Raw genomic sequence first — 24,575 nt, forward strand, 5'->3', positions numbered from 1 at the left:
CGAAACAAAAAACGTGGCAGCCAAGCCTGGCAAGGGTTTGCGCGGAGGCATCGGGCGCCGCGTTGGCAAAAACCAACGACGCGGCGCGCAGGCGGATCCGGCTGCGTATCCTGTCCGGTTGGCGCAGGTCAAAAAACGGGCAATCGACGATTCATTCGGCGAAATACCGATGAAAATCTTTGAAACCCTTGTCGTTATTGGGTTTGCGCTGCGCTATCATAGCAACGCCGTACCGCGGGGTGGCCGCCGGCCAAGCCGGACGGCGCGTCGCGCGGGCCAGGATTCGGCGCTGTGCCATCGGAGTCCGACTCTCGACGGCACGGTTCGCGCACGTATAATCGGCGCGTTCGCGCTGTTCGTGTCAAACCTAACCTGAAAAAGGAACCTTAATGAACAAACAGGAACTGATCGACGCCGTCGCCGCCCAAACGGGCGCCAGCAAGGCTCAAACCGGCGAAACGCTGGACACGCTGCTCGAAGTAATCAAGAAAGCCGTGTCGAAGGGTGATGCGGTTCAGCTGATCGGCTTCGGCAGCTTCGGTTCGGGCAAGCGCGCAGCACGTACGGGCCGCAACCCGAAGACCGGCGAAACCATCAAGATCCCGGCAGCCAAGACGGTCAAGTTCACGGCTGGCAAGGCGTTCAAGGACGCCGTCAACAAGCGTTAATCCAGCGCCTGTTCCAGGAAAAAAACCCGCCTTCGGCGGGTTTTTTGTTGGCGCGCGCGGCATTTTCGCCACAGTTCGCGCCACTCTTTCAAGATTTAACGGTTTCGTTTTGCGAGCGGTTTTTACCGCGCATTACGCGTGAACGATCTGCGCGTCGGGATCGTCGTCATGCGCGTCCACGTCCCACACCGGGAACGGATCGTCGAACGCAGCCCAGTGTGCGGCACCGAGCGCAAACTCCGCATCGGTGAGCAGGCATGCGTCGAGTTTCGCGCGCCAGGCGTCGACATCGAGCCCGATGCCGATCAGCACGAGTTCCTGACGGCGATCGCCGATCGAGCGATCGTCGAGGTCACCCTGCCACTCCGTGCGAATTTCGGCGAGCAGTTCGTCGTCGTCCGGCCATTCCGCGCGATCCTGCGCGGCCCACCAGAGGCCTGCTGGGCCGTGCCGGCACACACCGCCCGCTTGCGACAGCGAACCCGCGATGTCGTTTCGCGTGGCGAGCCAGAAGAAGCCTTTGCTGCGCAGCACGCCCGGCCACTCCTGATGCAGCAGCGCCCAGAGCCGCGCCGGGTGAAACGGCCGGCGCGCGCGGTAAACAAAATTGCCGATGCCGAATTCGTCGGCTTCGCCGTGCACGTGCGCATGATGCGGATCGTGGCACTCGGGGTCGTCGCAATGCGTGTGATCGTGATCGAGCGACGCGAGCCAGCCCGGTGCGTTCGCGGCTTCGTCGAAATCGAAGCGGCCGGTATTCAGCACTTCGTCGAGCGGCACGTTGCCGAACGTCGACACGATCTGATGCGCGCGCGGGTTGAGGCGCGCGAGGATGTGCTGCAACCGCGCGAGATCGTCGGGTGCGACGAGATCGGCCTTGTTGATCACCAGCACGTCGCAGAATTCGATCTGCTCGATCAGCAATTCGACGAGCGTACGGTCGTCTTCGTCCGACGCGGCAATGCCGCGCGCCGCGAGTGCATCGTCGGAACCGTAATCGCGCAGGAAGTTGTACGCATCGACCACGGTGACGAGCGTGTCGAGCCGCGCAATGCTCGACAGCGATGCACCGTCGTCGTCGACGAACGTGAACGTTTCGGCGATCGGCATCGGCTCCGCGATGCCGGTCGACTCGATCACGATCGCATCGAAGCGGCCGTCCGCCGCGAGATTGCGGATCTCGACGAGCAGATCGTCGCGCAGCGTGCAGCAGATGCAGCCGTTCGACATCTCGACGAGACGCTCCTCGACGTGCGACAGCGCCTGCGCATCGCGCACGACCGACGCGTCGATGTTGACGGCCGCGAGATCGTTGACGATCACGGCGACCTTCAGCCCTGCACGGTTCGCGAGGATGTGATTGAGCAGCGTGGTCTTGCCGGCGCCGAGGAAACCGGACAGCACGGTGACGGGCAACGGCTGGTTCATTGCCGGATTCATAACGATTTGCACCAACGGAAAGGATGAAAAAGCGGCCGCGGCGCCCTGGCGGGGCGCGATCGGCCCGGAGCCGGTCGCCCCGGAGCGCATCGAAATCGCCGCGTGAGACCCGCATTGTGCATCAAACGCGCGGCGCTCGAGCGGCCCGGCGTCAGCCCGCGGGTCGCCGCGGCGTCATTGCTCGGGCGGCAGCAGCTTCCATTGCGACAGGATTCCGGCGATCTGCCGCGCATACTTGTCGCGCAGCGACGGCGTTTCAGAATGATAGGCGCCGACGGCCTGCCACGTGTTGCCGTAGCGATTCATCTTCTGGCGCAGATGCCACGCGGCGATATAGACGTTCTTGCACGGCTCCATCAGCGTGTCGCGGCCGATGCCGTAGCGCGACAGCGTTGGCAGATGGATCGAGTTGATCTGCATCAGCCCGTAATCGACGGAGCCGTTCGTATTCTTGTTCAGCGCATCGGGGCGATTGCGCGATTCCTGCCACGCGATCGCGCGCAGGATCAGCGGATTGACCTTCTGATATCGCGCCGCCTCGTCGAAACAATCCGCGCGGGCGTTTCCGCAGGCGAACCACACGCCGGCGGCAATCAACGCAATCGAAGCGAACCGTCTCTTCATGGTGCGAAAACGATAAGGGAATGACGCACGGGTCGGGAAAACCCGTGCCCGTGATTCGTACGACTGGCAACCCGCCGCCCGTATCATACCGACAGTCCGTCGCGTTGCGACAGTGGGCCAGACGGCAGCCCGTTTATAGCGCATTTCCGGGTCGATTCATCGCAAAAGGGGCGGCGATGGCCGGAATGTCGATACGGCGCCACAAGCTTACATATTGCATACGCCGTGCCGAATGGATGTCGTATGTGAGACAGTCCTCGGATCAATGTGATATTCCGGACATGAAAAACTGCTAATGTCGCCTCTTTAGGACTTGGATCCCAGCACTACCGCCGGAAGTGGCCCGAGCCGGCATCGACCCATTCATCCATGACAAGAAATCGCTTCGTTATGCGGCGCGTCGTCACGACTCTGATCGTCGCGGGCATCATCGTTTCGCAGGCCGCCTACGCCCAGGTGACGCTCAATTTCGTGAATGCGGACATCGACCAGGTCGCCAAGGCGATCGGCGCCGCAACCGGCAAGACCATCATCGTCGACCCCCGCGTGAAGGGGCAGCTCAATCTTGTGGCCGAACGGCCGGTGCCGGAGGGCCAGGCGCTGAAGACGCTTCAGTCGGCGCTGCGGATGCAGGGCTTCGCGCTCGTGCAGGACCACGGCGTGCTGAAGGTCGTGCCCGAAGCCGATGCGAAGCTGCAGGGCGTGCCGACCTACGTCGGCAATGCGCCGCAGGCGCGCGGCGACCAGGTCATCACGCAGGTGTTCGAACTGCACAATGAATCGGCGAACAACCTGCTGCCGGTGCTGCGGCCGCTGATCTCGCCGAACAACACGGTTACCGCGTACCCGGCGAACAACACGATCGTCGTCACCGACTACGCGGACAACGTGCGCCGCATCGCGCAAATTATCGCGGGCGTCGACAGCGCCGCGGGCGCGCAGGTGCAGGTCGTGCCGCTGCGCAACGCGAACGCGATCGATCTCGCCGCGCAAATGCAAAAGATGCTCGACCCGGGCGCGATCGGCAACAGCGACGCGACGCTGAAAGTGTCGGTCACGGCCGATCCGCGCACGAACTCGCTGATGCTGCGCGCGTCGAGCGGCGCGCGCCTGGCCGCTGCGAAACGCCTCGCGCAGCAGCTCGACGCGCCGAGCGCGGTGCCCGGCAACATGCACGTCGTGCCGCTGCGCAACGCCGACGCGGTCAAGCTCGCGAAGACGCTGCGCGGGATGCTCGGCAAGGGCGGCAACGACAGCGGCTCGTCGGCGTCGTCCAACGATGCGAACAGCTTCAACCAGAACGGCGGCTCGTCATCGAGCGGCAACTTCTCGACCGGCACGTCGGGCACCCCGCCGCTGCCGTCGGGCGGCCTCGGCGGCTCGTCGTCGTCGTACGGCAACGGCTCGTCGTCCGCAGGCGGCCTGGGCAGCGGCGGCCTGCTTGGCGGCGACAAGGACAAGGGCGACGACAACCAGCCGGGCGGGATGATCCAGGCCGATGCGGCGACCAACTCGCTGATCATCACCGCGCCGGATCCGGTCTACCGGAATCTGCGCTCGGTGATCGACCAGCTCGACGCGCGGCGCGCGCAGGTCTACATCGAAGCGCTGATCGTCGAGCTGAACTCGACGACGCAGGGCAACCTCGGCATCCAGTGGCAGGTGGCGAGCGGCCAGTTTCTCGGCGGCACGAACCTGAACCCGACGTCCGGCCTCGGCAACAGCATCATCAATCTGACGGCGGGCACCGCGGGCGCCACGACGCCCGGGCTGGCCGCCAATCTCGGGACGCTGAGCCAGGGCCTCAACATCGGCTGGCTGCACAACATGTTCGGGGTGCAGGGGCTGGGCGCGCTACTGCAGTATTTCTCCGGCGTGAGCGACGCAAACGTGCTGTCGACGCCGAACCTGATCACGCTCGACAACGAGGAAGCGAAGATCGTCGTCGGCCAGAACGTGCCGATCGCGACCGGCTCCTATTCGAACCTGACGAGCGGCACGACGAGCAATGCGTTCAACACGTACGATCGCCGCGACGTCGGCCTGACGTTGCACGTGAAGCCGCAGATCACCGACGGCGGGATCCTGAAGCTGCAGCTCTATACCGAGGATTCGGCGGTCGTCGCCGGCACGACGAGCGCGCAGACGGGGCCGACCTTCACGAAGCGTTCGATCCAGTCGACGATCCTCGCGGACAACGGCGAGATCATCGTGCTCGGCGGCTTGATGCAGGACAACTACCAGGTGTCGAACAGCAAGGTGCCGCTGCTCGGCGACATCCCGTGGATCGGCCAGCTGTTCCGCTCGGAAACGAAGCAGCGCGCGAAAACCAACCTGATGGTGTTCCTGCGCCCGGTGATCATTACCGATCGCAACGTCGCGCAGGAAGTCACGGCGAATCGCTACGACTACATCCAGGGCGTGACGGGCGCGTACAAGTCCGACAACAACGTGATGCGCGACAAGGACGACCCGGTCGTCCCGCCGATGCCGATCGGACCGAGCCAGGGCGGCACGCCCGCGGGCAACCTGTTCGACCTCGACAAGATGCGCCGCCAGCAGGCGCAGCGCCAGGTGGCGCCCGTCCCTGCGCAGCCGCTGCCGGAGCAGACGCCCGTGCAGCCGCAAAGCGTGCCGCAGCAGTCGGTGCCGCAGCAACCGCTGACCGCCACGCCGGGAGCCACGCAGTGAGCGACGTGCTCGCGTCTTCAGCCGCAGACGGTGCGCCGGGCGAACGGCAGCCGCCGTCGCCGCTCGCCGCTCGCCTGCTGCCGTACGGCTTCGCGAAAAGTGGCCAGGTACTGATTGCGCACCAGCTCGACGACACGCTCGAGGTGTGGATCAGCGAACGCACGAACGATGCGGCGCTCGCCGAAATCGCGCGCAACTTCGGCTCGATCTCCGTGCACCGTGTGCCGGCCGACGAGCTCGCGCAGGCGATCAACCACGCGTATGCGCGCCAGGACGGCAGCGCCGCGCAGATCGTCGGCGAAGTCGAGGGCGAAGTCGACCTGTCGCGGCTGATGCAGGACATCCCCGAGGTCGAGGATCTGCTCGAGTCGGAAGACGACGCGCCGATCATCCGGATGATCAACGCACTGCTCACGCAGGCGGCGCGCGAGCAGGCGTCGGACATTCACATCGAGCCATTCGAGAACGCGTCGGTCGTGCGCTTTCGCGTCGACGGCACGCTGCGCGACGTCGTGCGCCCGAAAAAGGCGCTGCACGGCGCGCTGATCTCGCGGATCAAGATCATGGCGCAGCTCGACATCGCCGAGAAGCGCCTGCCGCAGGACGGTCGCATCACGCTGCGCGTCGGCGGCCGGCCGGTCGACGTGCGCGTGTCGACGCTGCCGACCGGGCACGGCGAACGCGCGGTGCTGCGTTTGCTGGAGAAGGACGCGCAGCGGCTGAACCTCGAAGCGCTCGGGATGGGCCGCGACACGCTCGTGCAATTCGACAAGCTGATCGGCCGCCCGCACGGGATCGTACTGGTGACGGGCCCGACCGGCTCGGGCAAGACGACGACGCTGTATGCGTCGATGTCGCGCCTCGAAACGGCGACGACGAACATCATGACCGTCGAGGATCCGATCGAATACGACCTGTCCGGCATCGGCCAGACGCAGGTGAACGAGCGGATCGGGATGACGTTCGCGCGGGCGTTGCGCTCGATCCTGCGTCAGGATCCGGACGTGATCATGATCGGCGAGATCCGCGACCTCGAAACCGCGCAGATCGCGGTGCAGGCGTCGCTGACCGGCCACCTCGTGCTCGCGACGCTGCACACGAACGACGCCGCGTCGGCCGTCACGCGCCTGACCGACATGGGCGTCGAGCCGTACCTGCTCGCGTCGTCGCTGCTCGGCGTGCTCGCGCAGCGCCTGGTGCGCCAGCTCTGCCCGGTGTGCAAGGAGGAGCGGCACGAGGACGGCCGCGCCGTATGGCATCCGGTTGGCTGCGCGAAGTGCGGACACTCGGGTTACGCGGGCCGGCGCGGCGTGTACGAGCTGCTGGTGATCGACGATTCGATCCGCTCGCTGATCCACCGCAACGCGGCCGATGCTGAAATTCTCGCCGCGGGCCGCGCGCAAGGAATGCGCACGCTGCGCGACGACGCCGAGCGCTGGCTCGCGGCCGGTGCGACGTCGCTCGAGGAAGTGCTGCGCGTGACGGGAGGCGCATAGCGCGATGCCGGCATTCCGTTTCGAAGCCATCGATTCGGCGGGGCGCGCGCAGAAAGGCGTGGTCGATGCCGACAGCGCGCGCGCCGCGCGCGGGCAGCTGCGCACGCAGGGGCTCACGCCGCTCGTCGTCGAGCCGGCCGCGAGCGCGGGCCGCGGCGCGCGTTCGCAGCGTCTTGCGTTCGGCCGCAAGCTGTCGCAGCGCGAGCAGGCGATTCTCACGCGCCAGCTCGCGAGCCTGCTGATCGCGGGGCTGCCGCTCGACGAAGCGCTCGGCGTGCTCACCGAGCAGGCCGAGCGCGACTACATCCGCGAACTGATGGCCGCGATCCGCGCCGAAGTGCTCGGCGGCCATTCGCTCGCGAATGCGCTCGGCCAGCATCCGCGCGACTTTCCGGAAATCTACCGCGCGCTCGTCGCGGCGGGCGAGCATACGGGCAAGCTCGGCATCGTGCTGTCGCGCCTGGCCGACTACATCGAACAGAGCAACGCGCTGAAGCAGAAAATCCTGCTCGCGTTCACGTATCCGGGCATCGTCACGCTGATCGCGTTCGGCATCGTCACGTTTCTGCTGAGCTACGTGGTACCGCAGGTCGTCAACGTGTTCGCGAGCACGAAGCAGCAGCTGCCGCTGCTGACGATCCTGATGATGGCGCTTTCGGACTTCGTGCGGCATTGGTGGTGGGCGATCCTGATCGCGGTCGCGCTCGTCGTGTGGTTCGTGAAGGCGACGCTGTCGCGCGCCGGGCCCAGGCTCGCGTTCGACCGCTGGGTGCTGACCGCGCCGCTCGCGGGCAAGCTCGTGCGCGGCTACAACACGGTGCGTTTCGCGAGCACGCTCGGCATTCTCACCGCGGCCGGCGTGCCGATCCTGCGCGCGTTGCAGGCGGCCGGCGAGACGCTGTCGAACCGCGCGATGCGCGCGAACATCGACGATGCGATCGTGCGCGTGCGCGAAGGCTCCGCGCTGTCGCGCGCGCTGAACAACGTGAAGACGTTTCCGCCGGTGCTCGTGCACCTGATCCGTTCCGGCGAAGCGACGGGCGACGTGACGACGATGCTCGATCGCGCGGCCGAAGGCGAGGCGCGCGAGCTCGAGCGGCGCACGATGTTCCTCACGAGCCTGCTCGAGCCGCTGCTGATCCTGGCGATGGGCGGGATCGTGCTCGTGATCGTGCTGGCCGTGATGCTGCCGATCATCGAGCTGAACAACATGGTGCAGTAACGGCCCGACCGCCTGTCAGGCCGCCGCCGTTCAACGCATGTAGATCGCCGGGGACGGCGTGTTGGCGGGGAGCTGGACTTCGGCGCGGGCGCCGTTGCGGTCGATGACGATCGAGCGGCTGCGGACTTCGGCGAGCTTCGCGCCGGGCGTGAGCTCCGCGCCGAGCGACACGGCGCGCGGCGGTTCGCCGCCGATGCCGACGATCGCGGCGCCGCCATGATCGAGCGCGAGAATGCCGAACAGGTGGATGTCCTGGACGGGATTCTTGTCGAGCTGTCCGCCGAAGAGCGCGGCGGCGTCCTCGGTGCGGATCGGCAGCCGCGCGGCGGCAGCGGGCAGCGGCGCTTCGCGTGCGGACAGCGTGACGACCCAGTAAGTGGCCGTCGCGCACAAACCCGCGAAGAGGGCAAGGGAGAGGATCCGGATCGAGAGCGCGTTCATGCGCGCTATTGTACGGATCAATATGAAATTTGCGTTGGGTGAAAGCCCTCGGCAAAGCGCGCCTTACAATGCGTGCTCCGCGCCCCGGGTATCGGAAGCTTGCCGTCAGGCACGCATGCCGCGATCCGCAGGGTGCGTCACTCAATCGACGACATTTTTTGGAAAGAGGTAGTCAGTCATGCAAACGTGGATCACTCGCCGCAATGCGGCCGTGCGCCGTCAGCGCGGTTTCACGCTGATCGAGATCATGGTGGTGGTCGCGATCCTCGGGATCCTGGCGGCACTGATCGTGCCGAAGATCATGAGCCGTCCCGACGAGGCGCGCCGCATCGCCGCGAAGCAGGACATCGGCACGATCATGCAGGCGCTCAAGCTGTACCGTCTCGACAACGGCCGCTATCCGACGCAGGAACAGGGCCTGAACGCGCTGATCCAGAAGCCGACCACCGACCCGATCCCGAACAACTGGAAGGACGGCGGCTATCTCGAGCGCCTGCCGAACGATCCGTGGGGCAACGGGTACAAGTACCTGAATCCGGGCGTGCACGGCGAGATCGACGTGTTCAGCTACGGCGCCGACGGCAAGGAAGGCGGCGAAGGGAACGACACCGACATCGGGTCGTGGCAGTAAGCACGCGCTGACCGGCCCCGCGTTCTCCCCGCTCCGAGTTTCATGCCCGCCCTTCGCACGCCCCTGCGCTCCGCTCGCGCTCGCCGCGCCGCCCGCGACCGCCGCGTGCGTTGCGTGGAGCGCGGCGCGACCGTGACCGCGGCACGTGCGCGCGGATTCACGCTGCTCGAGATGCTGGTCGTGCTCGTGATCGCGGGCTTGCTTGTGTCGCTCGCGTCGCTGTCGCTGACGCGCAATCCACGCACGGACCTGCGCGAGGAAGCGCAGCGCATCGCGCTGCTGTTCGAGACGGCTGGCGACGAAGCGCAGGTGCGCGCGCGTCCGATCGCGTGGCAACCGACTGCGCACGGTTTCCGTTTCGAGGTGAGCTCGCCCGATGGCTGGCGCATGCTGCGCGACGACGTGCTGCGCGCGCGGGACTGGGACGGCGGCGTCACCGGCGCCGACATCGACTATCCCGGGTCGGACACGCGCGCGAGCCGCGTCGTGTTCGGTACGGAAAGCGTCGACACGCCGGTGCGCGTGACGCTGCATTCGGCGGTCGGCAGCGCGACGATCGTCGGTACCGGCAACGGCCGCTATGAGGTGCAATGACGATGCGTCGTCGCCTGCCCCTCCCCGCTTCCTGTTCCCAAGGCTTCACGATGATCGAGGTGCTGGTCGCGCTGGCGATCATCGCGGTCGCGCTCGCCGCGTCGATCCGCGCGGTCGGCACGATGGCGACCAACGCCTCCGATCTCCATCGCCGGCTGCTCGCCGGCTGGAGCGCCGACAACGCGCTCGCGCAACTGCGCCTCACGCATGCGTGGCCGGAAGTCGGCGAGCAGAGTTTCGATTGTTCGCAGGGCAACGTGCAGCTCGTGTGCACGCAGCGTGTGAGCACGACGCCGAACCCGGTGTTCCGGCGCGTGCAGGTATCGGTGAGCATGCCGGGGCACGCCGGCGTGCTCGCGCAAATGGTGACGGTGGTCGCGAATGAAACCAGCCGTCCGCTCTGATGTGCCGCCGCGGCGCCGCCGCGCGCGGGGCTTCACGTTGATCGAGCTGATGATCGCGATCGCGATCCTCGCGGTGGTCGCGATCCTGTCGTGGCGCGGGCTCGACCAGATCATGCGCGGCCGCGACAAGGTCGCGTCCGCGATGGAAGACGAGCGCGTGTTCGCGCAGATGTTCGACCAGATGCGCATCGACGCGCGGCTCGCCGCGACCGACGACGAAGCCGGCCAGCCGGCGATCGGGGTTGCCGGCAATACGCTGCAGATCGTCCGCAACCTCGACGTGCCGGGCGCCGCGCCGCGGCTGCAGGTGATTCGCTACCGGATCGCCGGCGGACGCGTCGTGCGCTATGCATCGCCGCCGCTCGACGACGCGAACCGTCTGCGCGACGTGCTCAAGGACAGCGGCGTCGACGGCTGGAGCTGGGTCGCGCTGATGGGCGGCGTCGGCGCGATCGATGCGAAGCTGTACGTGCCGCGCGTCGGCTGGACCACGAACCTGCAGGCGGCCAACGACGCGCTGTCGCAGAACAACGACGCGCTGAAGGTGCCGCAGATCGGCAACGCGCCGCCGGCGCGCGCGGTCACGGGGTTGCAGGTAAGCATTGGCGCGACGTCGCTGCGCGTCCCCGTCACGCGCATCTTCCTCGTCGGGGAATGACGATGCGCGCGCGTCTTCATCGGTCCCGCCGCCCCGCTCGTGCGCGCGCGCGCCGCGAGCGCGGCGCGGCGATCATCACCGCCCTGCTCGTCGTCGCGCTGTCGGCGATTCTCGTGTCCGGGATGCTGTGGCGCCAGCAGGTGCAGATCCGCCGCATCGAGAACCAGCGCGTGATCGCGCAGGCGCAGTGGGTCGCGCGCGGCGCGCTCGACTGGACGCGCATGATCCTGCGCTCCGAAGGCGATACGGCGCCCGGCATCACGTATCTGGGCGGAATCTGGGCCGTGCCGATCGCGAAGACCAAGCTGTCGGACTTCCTCGGCCGCATCGGTGCGCCGAACGACAGCGGCGGCGAAGACACCTACATTTCCGGATCGATCGAGGACGCGCAGGCGAAGTACAACCTGCGCAATCTCGTGTCGTCGCCGGCGCCCGGCGTGCTGCAGCTCAACGCGATGCAGCTGCAGGCCTTCCAGCGGCTGCTCGCGACGCTCGGCTACGACGGCGCGTTCGCGAAGCGGATCGCGCTGCAGATGCGGGCGGGGCTGATGCATTCGGCCACGCGCTTCCAGACGCCGACGCTGCCGGGCGCCGCGACGGCCGCGACCGCGCCGGTGCCCGGCGGCGACATGACCGGCAACTTCACCGACGAGCCCGGCATGTCCGACAGCGACCGCGGGCCCGCACCGCTCGTGATGACGAGCGTCGACAGCCTGCTCGACGTCGATGGCGTCACACCTGAAATGGTCGCGCGGCTGCGGCCGTTCGTCACCGTGCTGCCGACCACGACGCCGGTGAACATGAACACCGCGCCGGCCGAGGTGATCGCGGCGCTGGTGCCGGGGATGAGCGTGTCGTCCGCGCAGGCGCTCGTGTCGCGCCGGGAAACCGTGTTTTTCCGCAACGTCGGCGACGTACAGCTCGCATTGCGCGGCGCCGGCGCGCCGAACGCGACGATCGACTCGAGCCTCGTCGACGTGAATTCCAGTTATTTCATCGTGCATGGCAGGATCCAGCACGATCGCGCGGAGGTCGATCGGACTTCGCTCGTGTATCGTGATCCGACCACGCATTCGACGCGGGTCGTGCGCATCCGCGACCAGCTATAACGACGCCATTCGGGAGAGGAGCTCTTGAGCACGCTGATTGTTTCTTTGCCGCCGCGCGAGCCGGCCGTGCCATTGCAGGAGTGGCAGTGGCCGGAGCTGCCGTTTACGCTCGTGGACAAGGCCGGCCAGGTGCAGCGCGCGGGCCGTGCCGCGCTCGCGCTGCTGCCGCGCGCGAACGCGACGCTGCTGATCGTCGCCGCGCGCGACGTGCTGCTGCTCGCCGCGACCGTGCCGCCGCTCAAGGGGCCGAAGCTGCGCCAGGCGCTGCCGAACATCGTCGAGGATCAGCTGATTCAGGATCCGCTCGGCTGCCATATCGCGCTCGACCCGGTTGCGCTGCCCGACGGCCGCCGCGTGCTGGCCGTTGTCGACCGCGCGTGGTTCCGCGCAATCTGCGACGCGTTCGCCGCGGCCGGCCACCGCCACGTGAGCGCGGTGCCCGCGACGCGCTGCCTGCCCGCACCGCGTGCGCAGGCGGCGGGCGCCGTGCCGCCCGCGCCCGTCGATGGTGAGCTCCCGCAGCCCGATCCGGTCACCGTGGCGAGCGAGCCGCCCGCGCGCGCGCCGGCGGTGGCCGCGGTGCTCGGCATTGCGACGTCGGTCGAACCGGCGCTCGTCGAAGCGGGCGCGCAGCCGGCCGCGGCCGGTGCGCCGCGTCTCGAGCTCGCGATCGCGCGCGGCGCGCTCGGCGAAGGCTTCGCCGCGCCCGCGTCGCGGGCCGCCGGTACATTGGCCGCGCTTGCGGGGGGCGCCGACGTCGAACTGTACGAACTCGGCGAACCGGGTGCGGAGCCGCGTCTCGCGTCGGCCGGACGCGCGGACGGCCCGTTGCTGCCGGGCGCGCAGCCGCTGTCGTTCGACGCGTTCGCGCGTCGCGCGCTGACCGAGCGCTTCGATCTGTGCCAGTTCGAATTCGAGTCGCAGCCGTGGCGCTTCGATCGCGCGACGGTGAAGCGGCTGCGCGTGCCGATTGCGCTCGCTGCCGCAACGCTCGGCGTCGCGGTGATCGGGATGAATCTGCATTGGTGGAAGCTGTCGCGCGAACGCGATGCGCTGTCCGCGCAGATCACCGAGACGCTGCTGTCCGCGTTTCCGAAGACGACGACGGTGCTCGATCCGCCCGCGCAGATGCAGCGCCAGCTCGACCAGTTGCGGCTTGCGGCGGGCGAGCTGTCGCCGAACGATTTCCTCGCGCTGTCGAGCGGACTGTCGCGTTCGATGGGCGCGCTGCCGCTGAACGGCATCGCGTCGCTCGATTATCACGACCGGCGGCTCGACGTCGGCTTCAAGCCGGAGGTCAAGGTCGACCCCGATTTCCCGCAGCGTCTCGCGCGCAACGGGCTGGCCGGCGAAGTCGACAGCAGTACCGGCAAATGGACGATCCGGAGCCGCTCATGAACACCGCACAACTGAATCAGACGCTCGCGCAGTTCTGGGGCGAGCGCACGCCGCGCGAACGCATGCTGCTCGGCTGGGGCGGCGCCGTGCTGGCCGTCGCCATCGCGTATTCGGTGCTGTGGGCGCCTGCGCAGGAAGGCCGCGCGCGCATTCGCAGCGAATTGCCGACGATGCGCCGCGAGCTCGCGCAGATGACCGCGCAGGCCAACGAGGCGAAGTCGCTGACGGCGGCCGCGCAGGGCGTTGCGCCGACCGGCCTCGCGCTGAAGGATGCGCTCACCGCATCGTTGTCCGACCACGGGCTGCAGGGCGCGCAGTTGCAGGTCGTCGGCAACGGCGTGCAGATCCAGATGAAGAACGTGCCGTTCCCGGTGTGGACGCAGTGGCTCGACGACGCGCGCCGGCAGTTCAAGGTGCAGGTCGGCGAAGCGCACGTAACCGCACTGAAGGAAGACGGCCAGGTCGACCTGACGGCCGTGATGCAACCGTCGACGCAGAAATGACGCAGTGGACGAAACCAGCGGCGGTCGGCCGATGAGGCCGGGCATCAGGCGGCTCGTCGCCGTGTTGCCGTGGTTGCTCGCCGGCGGCCTCGCGACGGCGGCGACGCTCGTCGCGCTTGCGCCGGCCGCGTGGATCGCGCCGCAGTTTGCGCGCGCGACCGGCGGCCACGTGAATCTCGTCGATCCGGAGGGCTCGTTGTGGCGCGGTTCGGGCACGCTGATGCTCGCGCCGGGCGCTGACCAGAGCGCGGCGACGCTGCTGCCGGGCCGCGTCGAATGGGCGACGCGCTTCTGGCCGTTGCTGACAGGGCGCGTGCAGATGCGCATGCGGCAGACCGAGGCGATGCCCGACGCGGTCACGCTCGACGCGACGTGGCGCGGCGCGACGCTGTCGGCGGGCTCGATGGCCGTGCCCGCGTCGCTGCTCGCGGGGCTCGGCACGCCGTTCAACACGCTCGACCTGCAGGGCGACGTGCGGGTCGGCTGGACCGACTGGCGGATGATCGGCCGTAACGCGTTCGGCCAGCTGACGGTGACGATCGATTCGATGAGTTCGCGCGTGTCGCGCGTGAAGCCGCTCGGCTCGTACCGGGCGGTGCTGCAGGCGAAGGGCACCGACGCCGATCTCGACCTGTCGACCACGCAAGGCCCGCTGTTCCTCGACGGGCACGGCAGCTTCGGCCCTGGCCGCGGCTCGTTTCGCGGCACCGCACATGCGGCGCCGGAGCAGCAGGCGAACCTCGCCGGGCTGCTGAACCTGCTGGGCCATCCGATCGGCAACAATCAGGTTTCGCTGATCTTCGGCGATGCGATGCGCTGAGCGCGCGCGGGTTTCGCGCACGCGTCAACGTGCGCTCGGGCGGAATGGCGTTTACTGAAAGCGTCGCCGGCAGCGATGCAATACGGCGACGCGCTTTCGGCATTTATGTGTCGATTGCCCATCGATCTGGCGCGCAGTCGTTCAACCGCGCGTGACATTCATTGCTGGGCGACCGGCGTGGCCCCCGCACCGCTCGCGGGCGCGGGCGCCGGCGCCGCCACGTCGCCCGTCTCGCGCGCGATGTCCGTGACATTCCAGCCGCCGCCGAGCGCCTTCACAAGCCCGACCGACGACACCATCCGCTGGCCGGCGATCGTCGCGAGCTTTTGCTGCGCGGTGAACGCGGTGGTCTGGGCGGTCAACACGTTCAGATACGCAACCGTGCCGGCCTTGTACTGGTTTGTCACGATCGCGAGCGAATGCTCGGCGCTGTCGACGGCCTGACGCTGCACGTCGATTTCCTGCGCGAGGATGCGCTGCGACGCCAGGTTGTCCTCGACGTCCTGAAACGCGGTCAGCACCGCGAGGCGGTACGCGGCGACGTCCTGGTCGTACGTCGCGCGCGCGGCATCGGTCTGCGCGGCACGCAGGCCGGCATCGAACAGCGTTGCCGCCAGTTGCGGGCCGACCGTCCAGAATCGCGCGGGCAGCGTGAACAGTTGCGACCACACCGAACTCTGGAAGCCGCCGCTTGCCGACAGCGTCAGCGTCGGGAAGAACGCCGCGATCGCGACGCCGATCTGCTCGTTAGCGGCGGCGGCCCGACGTTCGGCGGCCGCGATGTCGGGGCGGCGTTCGAGCAGCGCGGACGGCACGTCCACCGGCGTGATCGGCGGTTCCGCCGTCAGCGGGTTCGGCGGCAGCGAGAACGTCGACGCCGGCTCGCCGATCAGCGTCGCGATCGCATGTTCGTACTGCGCGCGCGCGACGCCGTTGTCGATCGCCGCGGCCTGCGCGCTCTGGAGTTGCGTCTGCGCCTGGATTACGTCCGCGCGTGCGGCCACGCCCTGCGCGTACTGGTTTTGCGTGAGCTTCAGCGATTCGCCGTACGACTTCACGGTATCGTCGAGCAGCTTCTGCAGCGCGTCCGACGTGCGCAGCTGGAAGTAGGTCTGCGCGAGCAACGCCTGCTGCGACAGCCGCGCATTCGCGAGATCGGCCGCGGCAGCCGCTTCGCCGGCGCGCTGCGCGCTGACGCTGCGGCTCACCTTGCCCCACAGGTCGGGCTCCCAGCTCGCATCGAGGCCGACGCTGTAGCTGTTGCTGATCGACGAACTGCCGCCAAAATTCGACGACGTGGACGTGCGGCCCGTGCGCGAGCGCGAGCCCGACGCGGTCAGACCGACCGTCGGGAAGTACGCGGCGCGCGCCTCGGTGACGAGCGCGCGTGCCTGCCGGTACGCGGCCGCCGATTGCGCAATGGTCTGGTTCGATGCATTGAGCTTGCCGATCAGCGCGTCGAGCTGCGGATCGTTGTAGACGGTCCACCAGGGGCCGCGGTCGGCACGGTCGGCGGGCTGCGCAACCTTCCAGCCGGCCGGCGCTTCCTTGAACGCGGCGGGGATCGACGTGTCGGGCCGGTGATAGTCGGGCCCGACGGCGCAGCCGGCGAGCAGCACGGCCGTCGCAACGGCGACGGCGGCGCTCAGCGGGCGAAAGGCGCGCGGGAGGGGGGCGTACGGCATCGTGATGTTCCTGTCTGGGCGCGACGGCCGGCGAGCGGCGTCGCACGGTGCGATCCTGCGGTGCGGTCGTTGGCCGCTGGCGGAGAAATGGTAACTGACGGCGGGAAAGCTGCGCAGTCGTAAGGGTACGGTGCGCGCTGGCGCGCATGTGTTACCGGCACGGCCGCGCGGTTTACCGGTCGTTACCGCGCGTGTGCGGGCGCGACGGGAATGACGCGCGGCATATGCGACAAACGTGCGACGAAAACGCGACGAGCAACCGCCAGCGGGCGTGAAGCCGTCAGCCGTTCAATCGGAATGGCGTGGGCCGCGCGGCTTCAATGGCAGCGCACCGGAACGGGAACAGGTTTGGCGGCGGACCGCCATGACGACGCGTCCGTGGCCGCCGGCTGACTCGCGCGGCGGCCGGCGCCGTCCGCGCGGCGCTGCCGCCGATGATCGAGCCACGCAAACCCGAGCGCCGCGAGCGAGCCGCCGGGTACCACCAGCATCGTCACGTACAGCGCAATCTTCCAGCCGCGGTGCGGCCCGGAGAACACGTGATGAGCGGTATCGGTCAGGTTGCGGCGCAGCGCGCCGGCGGCATTTTTCAGGAACAGCATCGCGAACATCCTCGGGGGCCCGGCAGCGCGGGCTAAGCGGTCAGAACATAGTCTCCGGCAGTGCAACATGCACGTCGTAACTGGTTGCCTGAAATAATATTGACTAAGCAATCATTTTTCAAGATACTGGGCGCGTTTTGACCTGAAACGCACTGTTGCTGCGTGTGCAATCGCATGAACGGCGGCCTCTACGATCCCGACACCATCGAGCTGGAAACGAGCCTGGGTTACTACCTGACCAAGGCCCGGCAGGCGCTCGTCGAGAGGATGGATCGCGCGCTCGAGCCGCTCGATCTCACCGCGCAGCAGATCGGCGTGATCCTGTTGCTGTCGCGCGGCTATGCGCGCACGCCGTTCGAGCTGTCCCGCAAGATGTCGTACGACAGCGGTTCGATGACGCGCATGCTCGATCGCCTCGAACGCAAAGGCCTCGTGGCGCGCTCGCGCAGCGAACAGGATCGACGTGTGATCGAGCTGACGCTGACCGAACGCGGCGCCGATGCGGCGCGCGCGCTGCCGTCGCTGATTGCTACCGCGCTGAACGCGCAGCTCGCCGGCTTCTCGGCCGACGAACTGACGACGCTCACCGCGCTGCTGCAGCGCTTTATCGCGAACGGGCCAGACGACCTCGGCTGCCCGAAGCCCGACGAATCCGACTGCTGAACGCGGGGGCACGATGTCTAGGTTAAGCGTTCGCTTATTTGTCTGTCTGGGCAGAAGATGACGAGACACGCGCTTCGTTCATCCGTTTCCCCGTTCCACCCGGCCGGGCCGCGCGGTATCGCGCACCCGTGCGTTGCGCCGGCGCGTTGTGCGCGCCGCATCTAGGAGAATTCCGATGTCCGCCACCACGGCATCCGCCGCCTCCCCCGCCGCCGAACCCGCGCCGCTTTCCGGCGGGGCGCTCGCGCTGCTCACCGTCGGGCTCGCGCTCGGCACCTTCATGGAAGTGCTCGACACGTCGATCGCGAACGTCGCGGTGCCCACCATCTCGGGCAGCCTCGGCGTCGCGACGAGCGAAGGCACGTGGGTGATCTCGTCGTATTCGGTCGCGTCGGCCATCGCGGTGCCGCTGACCGGCTGGCTTGCGCGGCGGGTCGGCGAGGTGCGCCTGTTCACGCTGTCGGTGCTCGCGTTCACGATTGCGTCGGCGATGTGCGGCCTCGCGTCGAACTTCGAGACGCTGATCGCGTTCCGGCTGCTGCAGGGTCTGGTATCCGGCCCGATGGTGCCGCTGTCGCAGACGATCCTGATGCGCAGCTATCCGCCTGCGAAGCGCGGGCTCGCGCTCGGGCTATGGGCGATGACGGTGATCGTCGCGCCGATTTTCGGGCCGTTGCTGGGCGGGTGGATCAGCGACAACTACACGTGGCCGTGGATCTTCTACATCAACCTGCCGATCGGCGTGTTCTCCGCGACCTGCGCGTTCTTCCTGCTGCGCGGCCGCGAGACGAAGACGACGAAACAGCGGATCGACGCCGTCGGCCTCGCGCTGCTCGTGATCGGCGTGTCGTGCCTGCAGATGATGCTCGACCTCGGCAAGGACCGCGACTGGTTCAACTCGACGTTCATCGTCGCGCTCGCGCTGATCGCGGTCGTGTCGCTCGCGTTCATGCTCGTGTGGGAAGCAACCGAGAAGGAGCCGGTGGTCGACCTGTCGCTCTTCAAGGACCGCAACTTCGCGCTCGGTGCGCTCATCATCTCGTTCGGCTTCATGGCGTTCTTCGGCTCGGTCGTGATCTTTCCGCTGTGGCTGCAGACGGTGATGGGCTACACGGCCGGCAAGGCGGGCCTCGCGACCGCGCCGGTCGGGCTGCTCGCGCTCGTGCTGTCGCCGCTGATCGGGCGCAACATGCATCGGCTCGACCTGCGGATGGTCGCCAGCTTCGCATTCATCGTGTTCGCGATCGTGTCGGTGTGGAATTCGACGTTCACGCTCGACGTGCCGTTCAATCACGTGATTCTGCCGCGGCTCGTGCAGGGGATCGGCGTCGCCTGCTTCTTCGTGCCGATGACGACGATCACGCTGTCGAGCATCTCCGACGAACGGCTCGCGAGCGCGTCGGGATTGTCCAACTTCCTGCGCACGCTGTCCGGCGCGATCGGCACCGCGGCCAGCTCGACGTTCTGGGAGAACGATGCGATCTACCACCATGCGCGGCTGTCGGAATCGGTGAGCATCTACGCGCAGAACACCACCGACTACCAGGGCGCGCTCGCGCAACTCGGCATCGTCGGGCAGACGGCGAATGCGCAGCTTAACCAGCTCGTCACGCAGCAGGGCTTCATGATGGCGACCAACGACTTCTTCCACCTGTCGGCGGGCGTGTTCATCGCGCTCGCGGCTCTCGTGTGGATCACGAAGCCGAAGAAGGGCGCGGGGCCGGCGATGGGGCATTGATCACTTGGCGTGTCCGGTGTTCTCGGGACGGTCGCCCCTCATACCGTTGCCCGAGATCCGGCCCCCGGCGCCGCCCGGCTGAGCGCATGCGGCGCGCGACCTCACTCCCGCGCCCGCAATCCGCCGAACGCAAGATCGTCGCCCGACGCGATCGGCAGCGTCGCCCGCGCGACATCGAGCCACGCGCGCGCCGCGTGTGACAGATAGCCTTTCTTCAGCCAGCCGAGCGCGATCGCCCACGTGATCTCCGGCTCCACGATCGGCCGGCACGTGAACTGCCGCGTGTCGAGCCGACGGCAATACGGTTCCGGCAACAGCGCGATGCCGACGCCCGCATGCACGAGCGCCGCCATGAAATCCCAGTGGCCGCTGCGGCTCACGATCGACGGTGTGAAGCCGACCTGCCGGCACGCATCGAGCACCGCGTCGTGCAGCGCCAGGCTTTCCGCGTAGAACACGAACGACTCGCGCGCGAGGTCCGCGAGCGGCACGGCCGCGTGATCCTCCCAGCGCGACTCGCGCGGCGCGACCAGCCACAGCGGCGCGCGCACCATCGGCAGGCGGTCGAACGTGCCGGGATCGACGGGCTCCAGCAGTCCGCCGAGTTCGAGCTCGCCCGACACCAGCGCCGCCTCGATCATCCGCGCGCCCTGCTCGAACAGCTTCAGCTCGATGTTCGGATAGCGCTGCTTGTACGCGGCGATGATCGGCGTGAACAGCGAGCCGCCGAGCGGCGGAATCCCGATCGTCAACTCCCCGCGGCCGAGCGTGCCGAGATCCTTCAACTCCGACTGCAGCTGCGCCTGCGCGGCGAGCACGTCCTGGCCGCGCTGGAACACGATCCGTCCCGCGTCGGTGAGCACCATCTGCCGGCCGTCGCGCAACAGCAGCGGGGAGCCTATCTCGTCCTCCAGCGCCTTCACCATCTTGCTGATGGTCGGCTGCGTGACGAACAGCCGGTCGGCCGCCGCAGTGAAGCTCTGCTGACGCACGACCTCGACGAAGTACCGCAGCGCGCGCAATTCCATCGATCACTCCCCAGTTTGGTGCGCCAACGCGCACCGGAATTCCGAATTGGAATGATAATGATAGAGACAAGTCATTTTATTTATGGTTAGGGGAAACCCTATACTTGGGCCATTGACAGCACTATCCGTATGGAGCCCGCCATGACCACGCCGACCACCGCCTCCGCCGCTCGCCCCGCCGCTTCCGGCAACGTCGCGCGCACGGGCCGGATCGTGCTGCAGGCCGCCGCGCTCGGCGTGCTGTGGATGGGCGTCGACTGGGCGGTGCGCGCGGTCCGGCTGCCGGTGCCGTCCGGCGTGATCGGCCTTGCGGTGCTGCTTGCGCTGCTGTTCTCGGGCCGCGTCGCGCCGGCGTGGATCAAGGACGGCGCGAACTGGCTGCTGTCCGACATGCTGCTGTTCTTCGTGCCGGCCGCCGTCGCGGCCGTCCAGTACGGCGGGCTGTTCCGCGAGGACGGCTGGCGCATCGCGCTGGTCATGCTTGCCGGCACCGCGTTCGTGATGGTCGCCGTGGCCGTCGCGGTCGATCTCGCCGCCAGGCTCGAGCGCCGGCTCGCCGCGCAGCGCGTGTTCGCCGAGCGCCGTCGCGCGCGCATCGCGACGGTGTCCGCGCACTGAGCGGGAGCCTGCGATGCATGCGCTGCTGTCGAACCTGTCCGCCGATCACGTAAACACCGCGATCTCCGTCGGTTGTTTCGTGCTGACGGTCGCGCTGTATTTCGCGTCGAAGCGGCTCTACGCGTACAAGAAGACACTGCTGTTCTCGCCGCTCGTGTTCGTGCCGGCCGTGCTGGTGCTGCTGGTGCTGCTGACCGGCATCCCGTATTCCGTCTACTTCCGCGACACGCGCTGGCTGATGTGGCTGCTGGGCCCGGCAACGATCGCGTTCGCGGTGCCGATCTACGAATATCGCGACCTGATTCGCCGGCACTGGCTGTCGCTGTCGGTGGGCGTCGCGGTCGGGATCGGCGCCGGCGTGTGCGGGTCGCTGCTGCTCGCGAAGCTGCTCCACCTGTCCCCGGAACTGCAGCGCTCGCTGATGACACGGTCGGTGTCCACCCCGTTCGCGCTCGCCGTGTCCGACAAGATCCATGCGCCGAAGGATCTCACCGCGCTGTTCGTGATCGCGACCGGCATCTGCGGGATGCTGCTCGGCGAGATCGTGCTCGCGCTGGTGCCGATGCGCACGCGGCTCGCGCGTGGCGCGCTGTTCGGCGCGGCGGCGCACGGCGTGGGCACCGCGAAGGCGCGCGAGATCGGCAGCGAGGAAGGCGTCGTGTCGAGCCTCACGATGATGATCGCGGGCGTTGCGATGGTACTGATCGCGCCCCTGCTGTCGCTGCTGCCGATCTGATGCGACGCGGGCGGCGCTGCCGCCCGCCTCCCCGCCTCCCCGCCTTCGGGGCCCGCGCCCCGGCGGGCCGTTTTCCCCGTCGCTGCGGCCCTGCACCGGGCCGGCGGCCAACCGACAATCGGCTGAGATAGCCGCAATTCCCCCCTCTTTTCCGCCCATCGGCGTCGGCCCGGATGCCGAACAATGCATGCTACGAGACATCACGCACGCATTCACATGGCCTCCACGACCGCAAACCCGACCGCCGACAAGCCGGCTTCGTCCGGCAAGTTCAAGCGCATCGCGCTCATCGCCGTCATCGCGCTGGGCGCGGCTGCCGCCGCTGCCGGCGGCATGTACGTGTTCCTGAGCAAGGCGGGCGTCGGCCACGCGAGCGCGCCCGCCGAGCCGGCACCGCTCGCCGCGCCGGTGTTCTTTCCGCTCGACCCGCTGACCGTGAACCTGCAGTCGGACGACGGCATGCAGCATTACCTACGCGTCGGCCTGTCGCTGAAGCTCACCGACCCGAAAGCGCAGGAACAGCTGACCGCGCGGATGCCGGAGATCCGCAGCCGGATCCTGCTCGCGCTGTCGAACAAGCATCCCGAGGATCTCGCGACGCCGGACGGCAAGCGTTCGCTCGCGACGGAACTGCGGACGCTGATCGAGCAGCCGACGCAGCCCGGCAACCAGCGCGCGAAGATCGACGACGTGCTGTTTACCGAATTCGTCGTCCAGTAACGCGGCCGGACAAGGAGCGCGCATGGGCCACCAGGAGTTCATGTCCCAGGAGGAGGTCGATGCCCTCCTCAAGGGCGTCACCGGCGAATCCGACTCAGTCGACGAGCAGCGCGACACGTCGGGCGTCCGCCCCTACAACATCGCGACGCAGGAGCGGATCGTCCGCGGCCGGATGCCCGGCCTCGAGATCATCAACGACCGCTTCGCGCGCCTTTTGCGGATCGGCATCTTCAACTTCATGCGGCGCACGGCGGAAATCTCCGTGAGCCAGGTGAAGGTGCAGAAGTACAGCGAGTTCACCCGCAATCTGCCGATCCCGACGAACCTGAACCTCGTGCACGTGAAGCCGCTGCGCGGCACGTCGCTGTTCGTGTTCGACCCGAACCTCGTGTTCTTCGTCGTCGACAACCTGTTCGGCGGCGACGGGCGCTTCCATACGCGCGTCGAGGGCCGCGACTTCACGGCCACCGAGCAGCGGATCATCGGCAAGCTGCTGAACCTCGTGTTCGAGCATTACACGACCGCGTGGAAGAGCGTGCGGCCGCTGCAGTTCGAGTTCGTGCGCTCGGAGATGCATACGCAGTTCGCGAACGTGGCTACCCCGAACGAGATCGTGATCGTCACGCAGTTCTCGATCGAGTTCGGCCCGACCGGCGGCACGCTGCACATCTGCATGCCGTATTCGATGGTCGAGCCGATTCGGGACGTGCTCGCGTCGCCGATCCAGGGCGAGGCGCTCGAAGTCGATCGCCGTTGGGTGCGCGTGCTGTCGCAGCAGGTGCAGTCGGCCGAGGTCGAGCTGACCGCCGATCTCGCGGAGATCCCGGTGACGTTCGAGAAGATCCTGAACCTGCGCGCGGGCGACGTGCTGCCGCTGGAGATCGAAGACACGATCACCGCGAAGGTCGACGGCGTGCCGGTGATGGAATGCGGCTACGGCATTTTCAATGGTCAATATGCGTTGCGCGTGCAGAAGATGATCAGCGCGAGCGACACGATGAAGGAAGGTGGATATGAGTGAGCTGAACCCGACGCCCGAACTCGACCCGCAGGCACTCGCCGACGCGGCGCTGGCGGCATCGCCGGCGGCCGCCGAGAAGGCGCCCGCCGCTGCGGACGAGGAGCTGAGCATGGACGACTGGGCCGCCGCGCTCGCCGAACAGAACCATCAGCCGGTGCAGGCCGGCGCGACGGGCGCCGGCGTGTTCCAGCCGCTGTCGAAGGCCGCGCCCAGCTCGACGCACAACGACATCGAGATGATTCTCGACATCCCGGTGAAGATGACCGTGGAGCTCGGCCGCACGAAGATCGCGATCCGCAACCTGCTGCAGCTCGCGCAGGGATCGGTCGTCGAACTCGACGGTCTCGCCGGCGAACCGATGGACGTGCTCGTGAACGGGTGCCTGATCGCGCAGGGCGAAGTCGTGGTCGTCAACGACAAGTTCGGCATCCGGCTGACCGACATCATCACGCCGGCCGAACGTATCCGGAAGCTCAATCGATGAACGTTGCGAAGGCCGGCCGCGGTGTACGCGTTCCGGCGAGCGCTGCAGCGTCGGCAGTAGCCGTCGGCTTATTGCTCGCATGCGCATCGGCCGGCGCGGCCGACATGAACGCGGTCAACCATCCCGGTTCGATCGCGTCGAGCGTGATGGTCGGCTCGGCCGCGCCGTCGCTCGGTGTCGGCGCGGTGCTTCAGACGCTCGTCGGGCTTGCGGTCGTGATCGGCCTCGTGTTCGGCTGCGCGTGGCTCGCCCGCCGCTTCGGGTTCCAGCCCGCGCGGCGCGGCGGCCCGCTGAAGGTCGTGTCGAGCGTCGGGCTTGGCGCGAAGGAAAGCGCGACGATCGTCGAGATCGGCGATACGTGGCTCGTGCTCGGCGTCGCGCCGGGCAACGTGCGGCTGCTGCATTCGCTGCCCGCCGGTTCGGTGCCTGCGACGCTTGCACCCGCGGCGGCCGCCCCCGCCGATGCCGCATCGGCCGCCCCCGGCCAGCCCGCGCAGCCCGGCACGTTCGGCGCGCGGTTTCGCGACGCGCTCGCCGGCGAAGCCGCAAAGCGCTTCGGGCGCGGCAAGGACCGCTGACAT

At 67.9% G+C, this 24,575-nt stretch carries 27 protein-coding genes; 21 read left to right on the forward strand and 6 right to left on the reverse strand.

Annotated features, from left to right (window positions below):
- The first annotated feature begins 13 nt into the window (after positions 1–13).
- Positions 14–376, forward strand: a complete 363-nt coding sequence (locus WK25_RS31060) for a hypothetical protein (RefSeq protein WP_144245415.1) — start codon at positions 14–16, stop codon at positions 374–376.
- Between the two features lie 13 nt (positions 377–389).
- The gene (locus WK25_RS02355) at positions 390–668 is read left to right on the forward strand and encodes an HU family DNA-binding protein (RefSeq protein WP_006401505.1); all 279 of its coding nucleotides are present in this window, start codon (positions 390–392) and stop codon (positions 666–668) included.
- A 132-nt stretch (positions 669–800) separates the two neighbouring features.
- On the opposite strand, the gene WK25_RS02360 is transcribed toward WK25_RS02355, so the two are convergent.
- Together WK25_RS02360 and WK25_RS02365 are read right to left on the reverse strand one after the other, a co-directional pair.
- Positions 801–2,108, reverse strand: a complete 1,308-nt coding sequence (locus WK25_RS02360) for a GTP-binding protein (protein WP_069240932.1) — start codon at positions 2,106–2,108, stop codon at positions 801–803.
- Between the two features lie 174 nt (positions 2,109–2,282).
- Positions 2,283–2,732 (reverse strand): lytic transglycosylase domain-containing protein, encoded by a 450-nt coding sequence (locus WK25_RS02365; RefSeq protein WP_040142718.1) that lies wholly within the window; start codon positions 2,730–2,732, stop codon positions 2,283–2,285.
- 369 nt (positions 2,733–3,101) lie between these two features.
- Here WK25_RS02365 and gspD point away from each other — a divergent pair, with 369 nt between their 5' ends.
- Genes gspD through gspF form a run of 3 tightly spaced genes read left to right on the forward strand, consistent with a single transcriptional unit; the run spans position 3,102 to position 8,141 of the window.
- Positions 3,102–5,423, forward strand: coding sequence for a type II secretion system secretin GspD (gspD, locus tag WK25_RS02370; protein ID WP_069240933.1), 2,322 nt, complete (start codon positions 3,102–3,104; stop codon positions 5,421–5,423).
- Positions 5,420–6,919: a type II secretion system ATPase GspE gene (gspE, locus tag WK25_RS02375; protein ID WP_040142714.1), complete on the forward strand. Its 1,500-nt coding sequence runs from the start codon at positions 5,420–5,422 to the stop codon at positions 6,917–6,919. The genes gspD and gspE overlap by 4 nt, the downstream gene beginning before the upstream one ends.
- A 4-nt stretch (positions 6,920–6,923) precedes the next feature.
- Positions 6,924–8,141 (forward strand): type II secretion system inner membrane protein GspF, encoded by a 1,218-nt coding sequence (gspF, locus tag WK25_RS02380; protein WP_059548120.1) that lies wholly within the window; start codon positions 6,924–6,926, stop codon positions 8,139–8,141.
- Positions 8,142–8,171: 30 nt separating this feature from the next.
- On the opposite strand, the gene WK25_RS02385 is transcribed toward gspF, so the two are convergent.
- Positions 8,172–8,582 (reverse strand): type II secretion system protein N, encoded by a 411-nt coding sequence (locus tag WK25_RS02385; RefSeq protein ID WP_040142710.1) that lies wholly within the window; start codon positions 8,580–8,582, stop codon positions 8,172–8,174.
- A gap of 178 nt (positions 8,583–8,760) precedes the next feature.
- On the opposite strand from WK25_RS02385, the gene gspG reads away from it, so the two are divergent.
- From gspG to WK25_RS02425, 8 genes are read left to right on the forward strand one after another with little or no spacing between them, the layout of a single operon-like run.
- Positions 8,761–9,213, forward strand: a complete 453-nt coding sequence (gspG, locus tag WK25_RS02390) for a type II secretion system major pseudopilin GspG (protein WP_040142708.1) — start codon at positions 8,761–8,763, stop codon at positions 9,211–9,213.
- Positions 9,214–9,255: 42 nt separating this feature from the next.
- The gene (locus tag WK25_RS02395) at positions 9,256–9,807 is read left to right on the forward strand and encodes a GspH/FimT family pseudopilin (protein ID WP_040142706.1); all 552 of its coding nucleotides are present in this window, start codon (positions 9,256–9,258) and stop codon (positions 9,805–9,807) included.
- Positions 9,804–10,211, forward strand: a complete 408-nt coding sequence (gspI, locus tag WK25_RS02400) for a type II secretion system minor pseudopilin GspI (RefSeq protein WP_080294551.1) — start codon at positions 9,804–9,806, stop codon at positions 10,209–10,211. The genes WK25_RS02395 and gspI overlap by 4 nt, the downstream gene beginning before the upstream one ends.
- The gene (locus tag WK25_RS02405) at positions 10,189–10,869 is read left to right on the forward strand and encodes a PulJ/GspJ family protein (RefSeq protein ID WP_040142704.1); all 681 of its coding nucleotides are present in this window, start codon (positions 10,189–10,191) and stop codon (positions 10,867–10,869) included. Before gspI ends, WK25_RS02405 begins: the two co-directional genes overlap by 23 nt.
- Positions 10,870–10,871: 2 nt before the next feature.
- Complete coding sequence (gspK, locus tag WK25_RS02410) at positions 10,872–11,978, forward strand: type II secretion system minor pseudopilin GspK (protein WP_069241915.1); 1,107 nt, start codon at positions 10,872–10,874, stop codon at positions 11,976–11,978.
- A 24-nt stretch (positions 11,979–12,002) separates the two neighbouring features.
- Positions 12,003–13,376, forward strand: a complete 1,374-nt coding sequence (gspL, locus tag WK25_RS02415; protein ID WP_040142702.1) for a type II secretion system protein GspL — start codon at positions 12,003–12,005, stop codon at positions 13,374–13,376.
- Positions 13,373–13,879 carry a type II secretion system protein GspM gene (gspM, locus tag WK25_RS02420; RefSeq protein ID WP_040144843.1) on the forward strand — a complete coding sequence of 169 codons (507 nt, stop codon included), beginning with the start codon at positions 13,373–13,375 and terminating at the stop codon, positions 13,877–13,879. The genes gspL and gspM overlap by 4 nt, the downstream gene beginning before the upstream one ends.
- A gap of 31 nt (positions 13,880–13,910) precedes the next feature.
- Positions 13,911–14,699 (forward strand): type II secretion system protein N, encoded by a 789-nt coding sequence (locus WK25_RS02425; protein WP_040144842.1) that lies wholly within the window; start codon positions 13,911–13,913, stop codon positions 14,697–14,699.
- 158 nt (positions 14,700–14,857) lie between these two features.
- Here the strand turns inward: WK25_RS02425 and WK25_RS02430 are convergent, their stop codons facing one another.
- Both WK25_RS02430 and WK25_RS02435 read right to left on the reverse strand, forming a co-directional pair.
- Positions 14,858–16,384, reverse strand: a complete 1,527-nt coding sequence (locus WK25_RS02430) for an efflux transporter outer membrane subunit (protein ID WP_040142700.1) — start codon at positions 16,382–16,384, stop codon at positions 14,858–14,860.
- A gap of 317 nt (positions 16,385–16,701) precedes the next feature.
- A complete protein-coding gene (locus WK25_RS02435; protein ID WP_083253000.1) occupies positions 16,702–16,986 on the reverse strand; it encodes a multidrug ABC transporter ATPase in 285 nt (94 codons plus the stop codon).
- A gap of 174 nt (positions 16,987–17,160) precedes the next feature.
- Here WK25_RS02435 and WK25_RS02440 point away from each other — a divergent pair, with 174 nt between their 5' ends.
- Complete coding sequence (locus tag WK25_RS02440; protein WP_059548131.1) at positions 17,161–17,649, forward strand: MarR family winged helix-turn-helix transcriptional regulator; 489 nt, start codon at positions 17,161–17,163, stop codon at positions 17,647–17,649.
- Between the two features lie 175 nt (positions 17,650–17,824).
- Entirely contained in the window at positions 17,825–19,387 is a 1,563-nt protein-coding gene (locus WK25_RS02445; RefSeq protein WP_040142694.1) for a DHA2 family efflux MFS transporter permease subunit, read from the forward strand.
- 101 nt (positions 19,388–19,488) lie between these two features.
- On the opposite strand, the gene WK25_RS02450 is transcribed toward WK25_RS02445, so the two are convergent.
- The gene (locus tag WK25_RS02450; RefSeq protein WP_040142692.1) at positions 19,489–20,415 is read right to left on the reverse strand and encodes a LysR family transcriptional regulator; all 927 of its coding nucleotides are present in this window, start codon (positions 20,413–20,415) and stop codon (positions 19,489–19,491) included.
- 141 nt (positions 20,416–20,556) lie between these two features.
- Between WK25_RS02450 and WK25_RS02455 the strand changes: the two genes are divergently transcribed.
- The 6 genes from WK25_RS02455 (at position 20,557) to fliO (ending at position 24,572) form a co-directional block, all read left to right on the forward strand.
- A complete protein-coding gene (locus tag WK25_RS02455; RefSeq protein ID WP_040142690.1) occupies positions 20,557–21,033 on the forward strand; it encodes a CidA/LrgA family protein in 477 nt (158 codons plus the stop codon).
- A 13-nt stretch (positions 21,034–21,046) separates the two neighbouring features.
- On the forward strand, positions 21,047–21,769 hold the full coding sequence (locus WK25_RS02460) for an LrgB family protein (RefSeq protein ID WP_040142688.1): 723 nt from the start codon (positions 21,047–21,049) through the stop codon (positions 21,767–21,769).
- Between the two features lie 183 nt (positions 21,770–21,952).
- Complete coding sequence (gene fliL / locus WK25_RS02465) at positions 21,953–22,489, forward strand: flagellar basal body-associated protein FliL (protein ID WP_052111020.1); 537 nt, start codon at positions 21,953–21,955, stop codon at positions 22,487–22,489.
- A gap of 22 nt (positions 22,490–22,511) precedes the next feature.
- Positions 22,512–23,510, forward strand: coding sequence for a flagellar motor switch protein FliM (gene fliM / locus WK25_RS02470; protein ID WP_040142684.1), 999 nt, complete (start codon positions 22,512–22,514; stop codon positions 23,508–23,510).
- Positions 23,503–23,994: a flagellar motor switch protein FliN gene (gene fliN, locus WK25_RS02475; RefSeq protein WP_040142682.1), complete on the forward strand. Its 492-nt coding sequence runs from the start codon at positions 23,503–23,505 to the stop codon at positions 23,992–23,994. Before fliM ends, fliN begins: the two co-directional genes overlap by 8 nt.
- Positions 23,991–24,572 (forward strand): flagellar biosynthetic protein FliO, encoded by a 582-nt coding sequence (gene fliO, locus WK25_RS02480; protein ID WP_069240935.1) that lies wholly within the window; start codon positions 23,991–23,993, stop codon positions 24,570–24,572. Before fliN ends, fliO begins: the two co-directional genes overlap by 4 nt.
- The last annotated feature ends 3 nt before the right edge of the window (positions 24,573–24,575 follow it).

Source organism: Burkholderia latens (assembly GCF_001718795.1).
Taxonomy (GTDB): domain Bacteria; phylum Pseudomonadota; class Gammaproteobacteria; order Burkholderiales; family Burkholderiaceae; genus Burkholderia; species Burkholderia latens_A.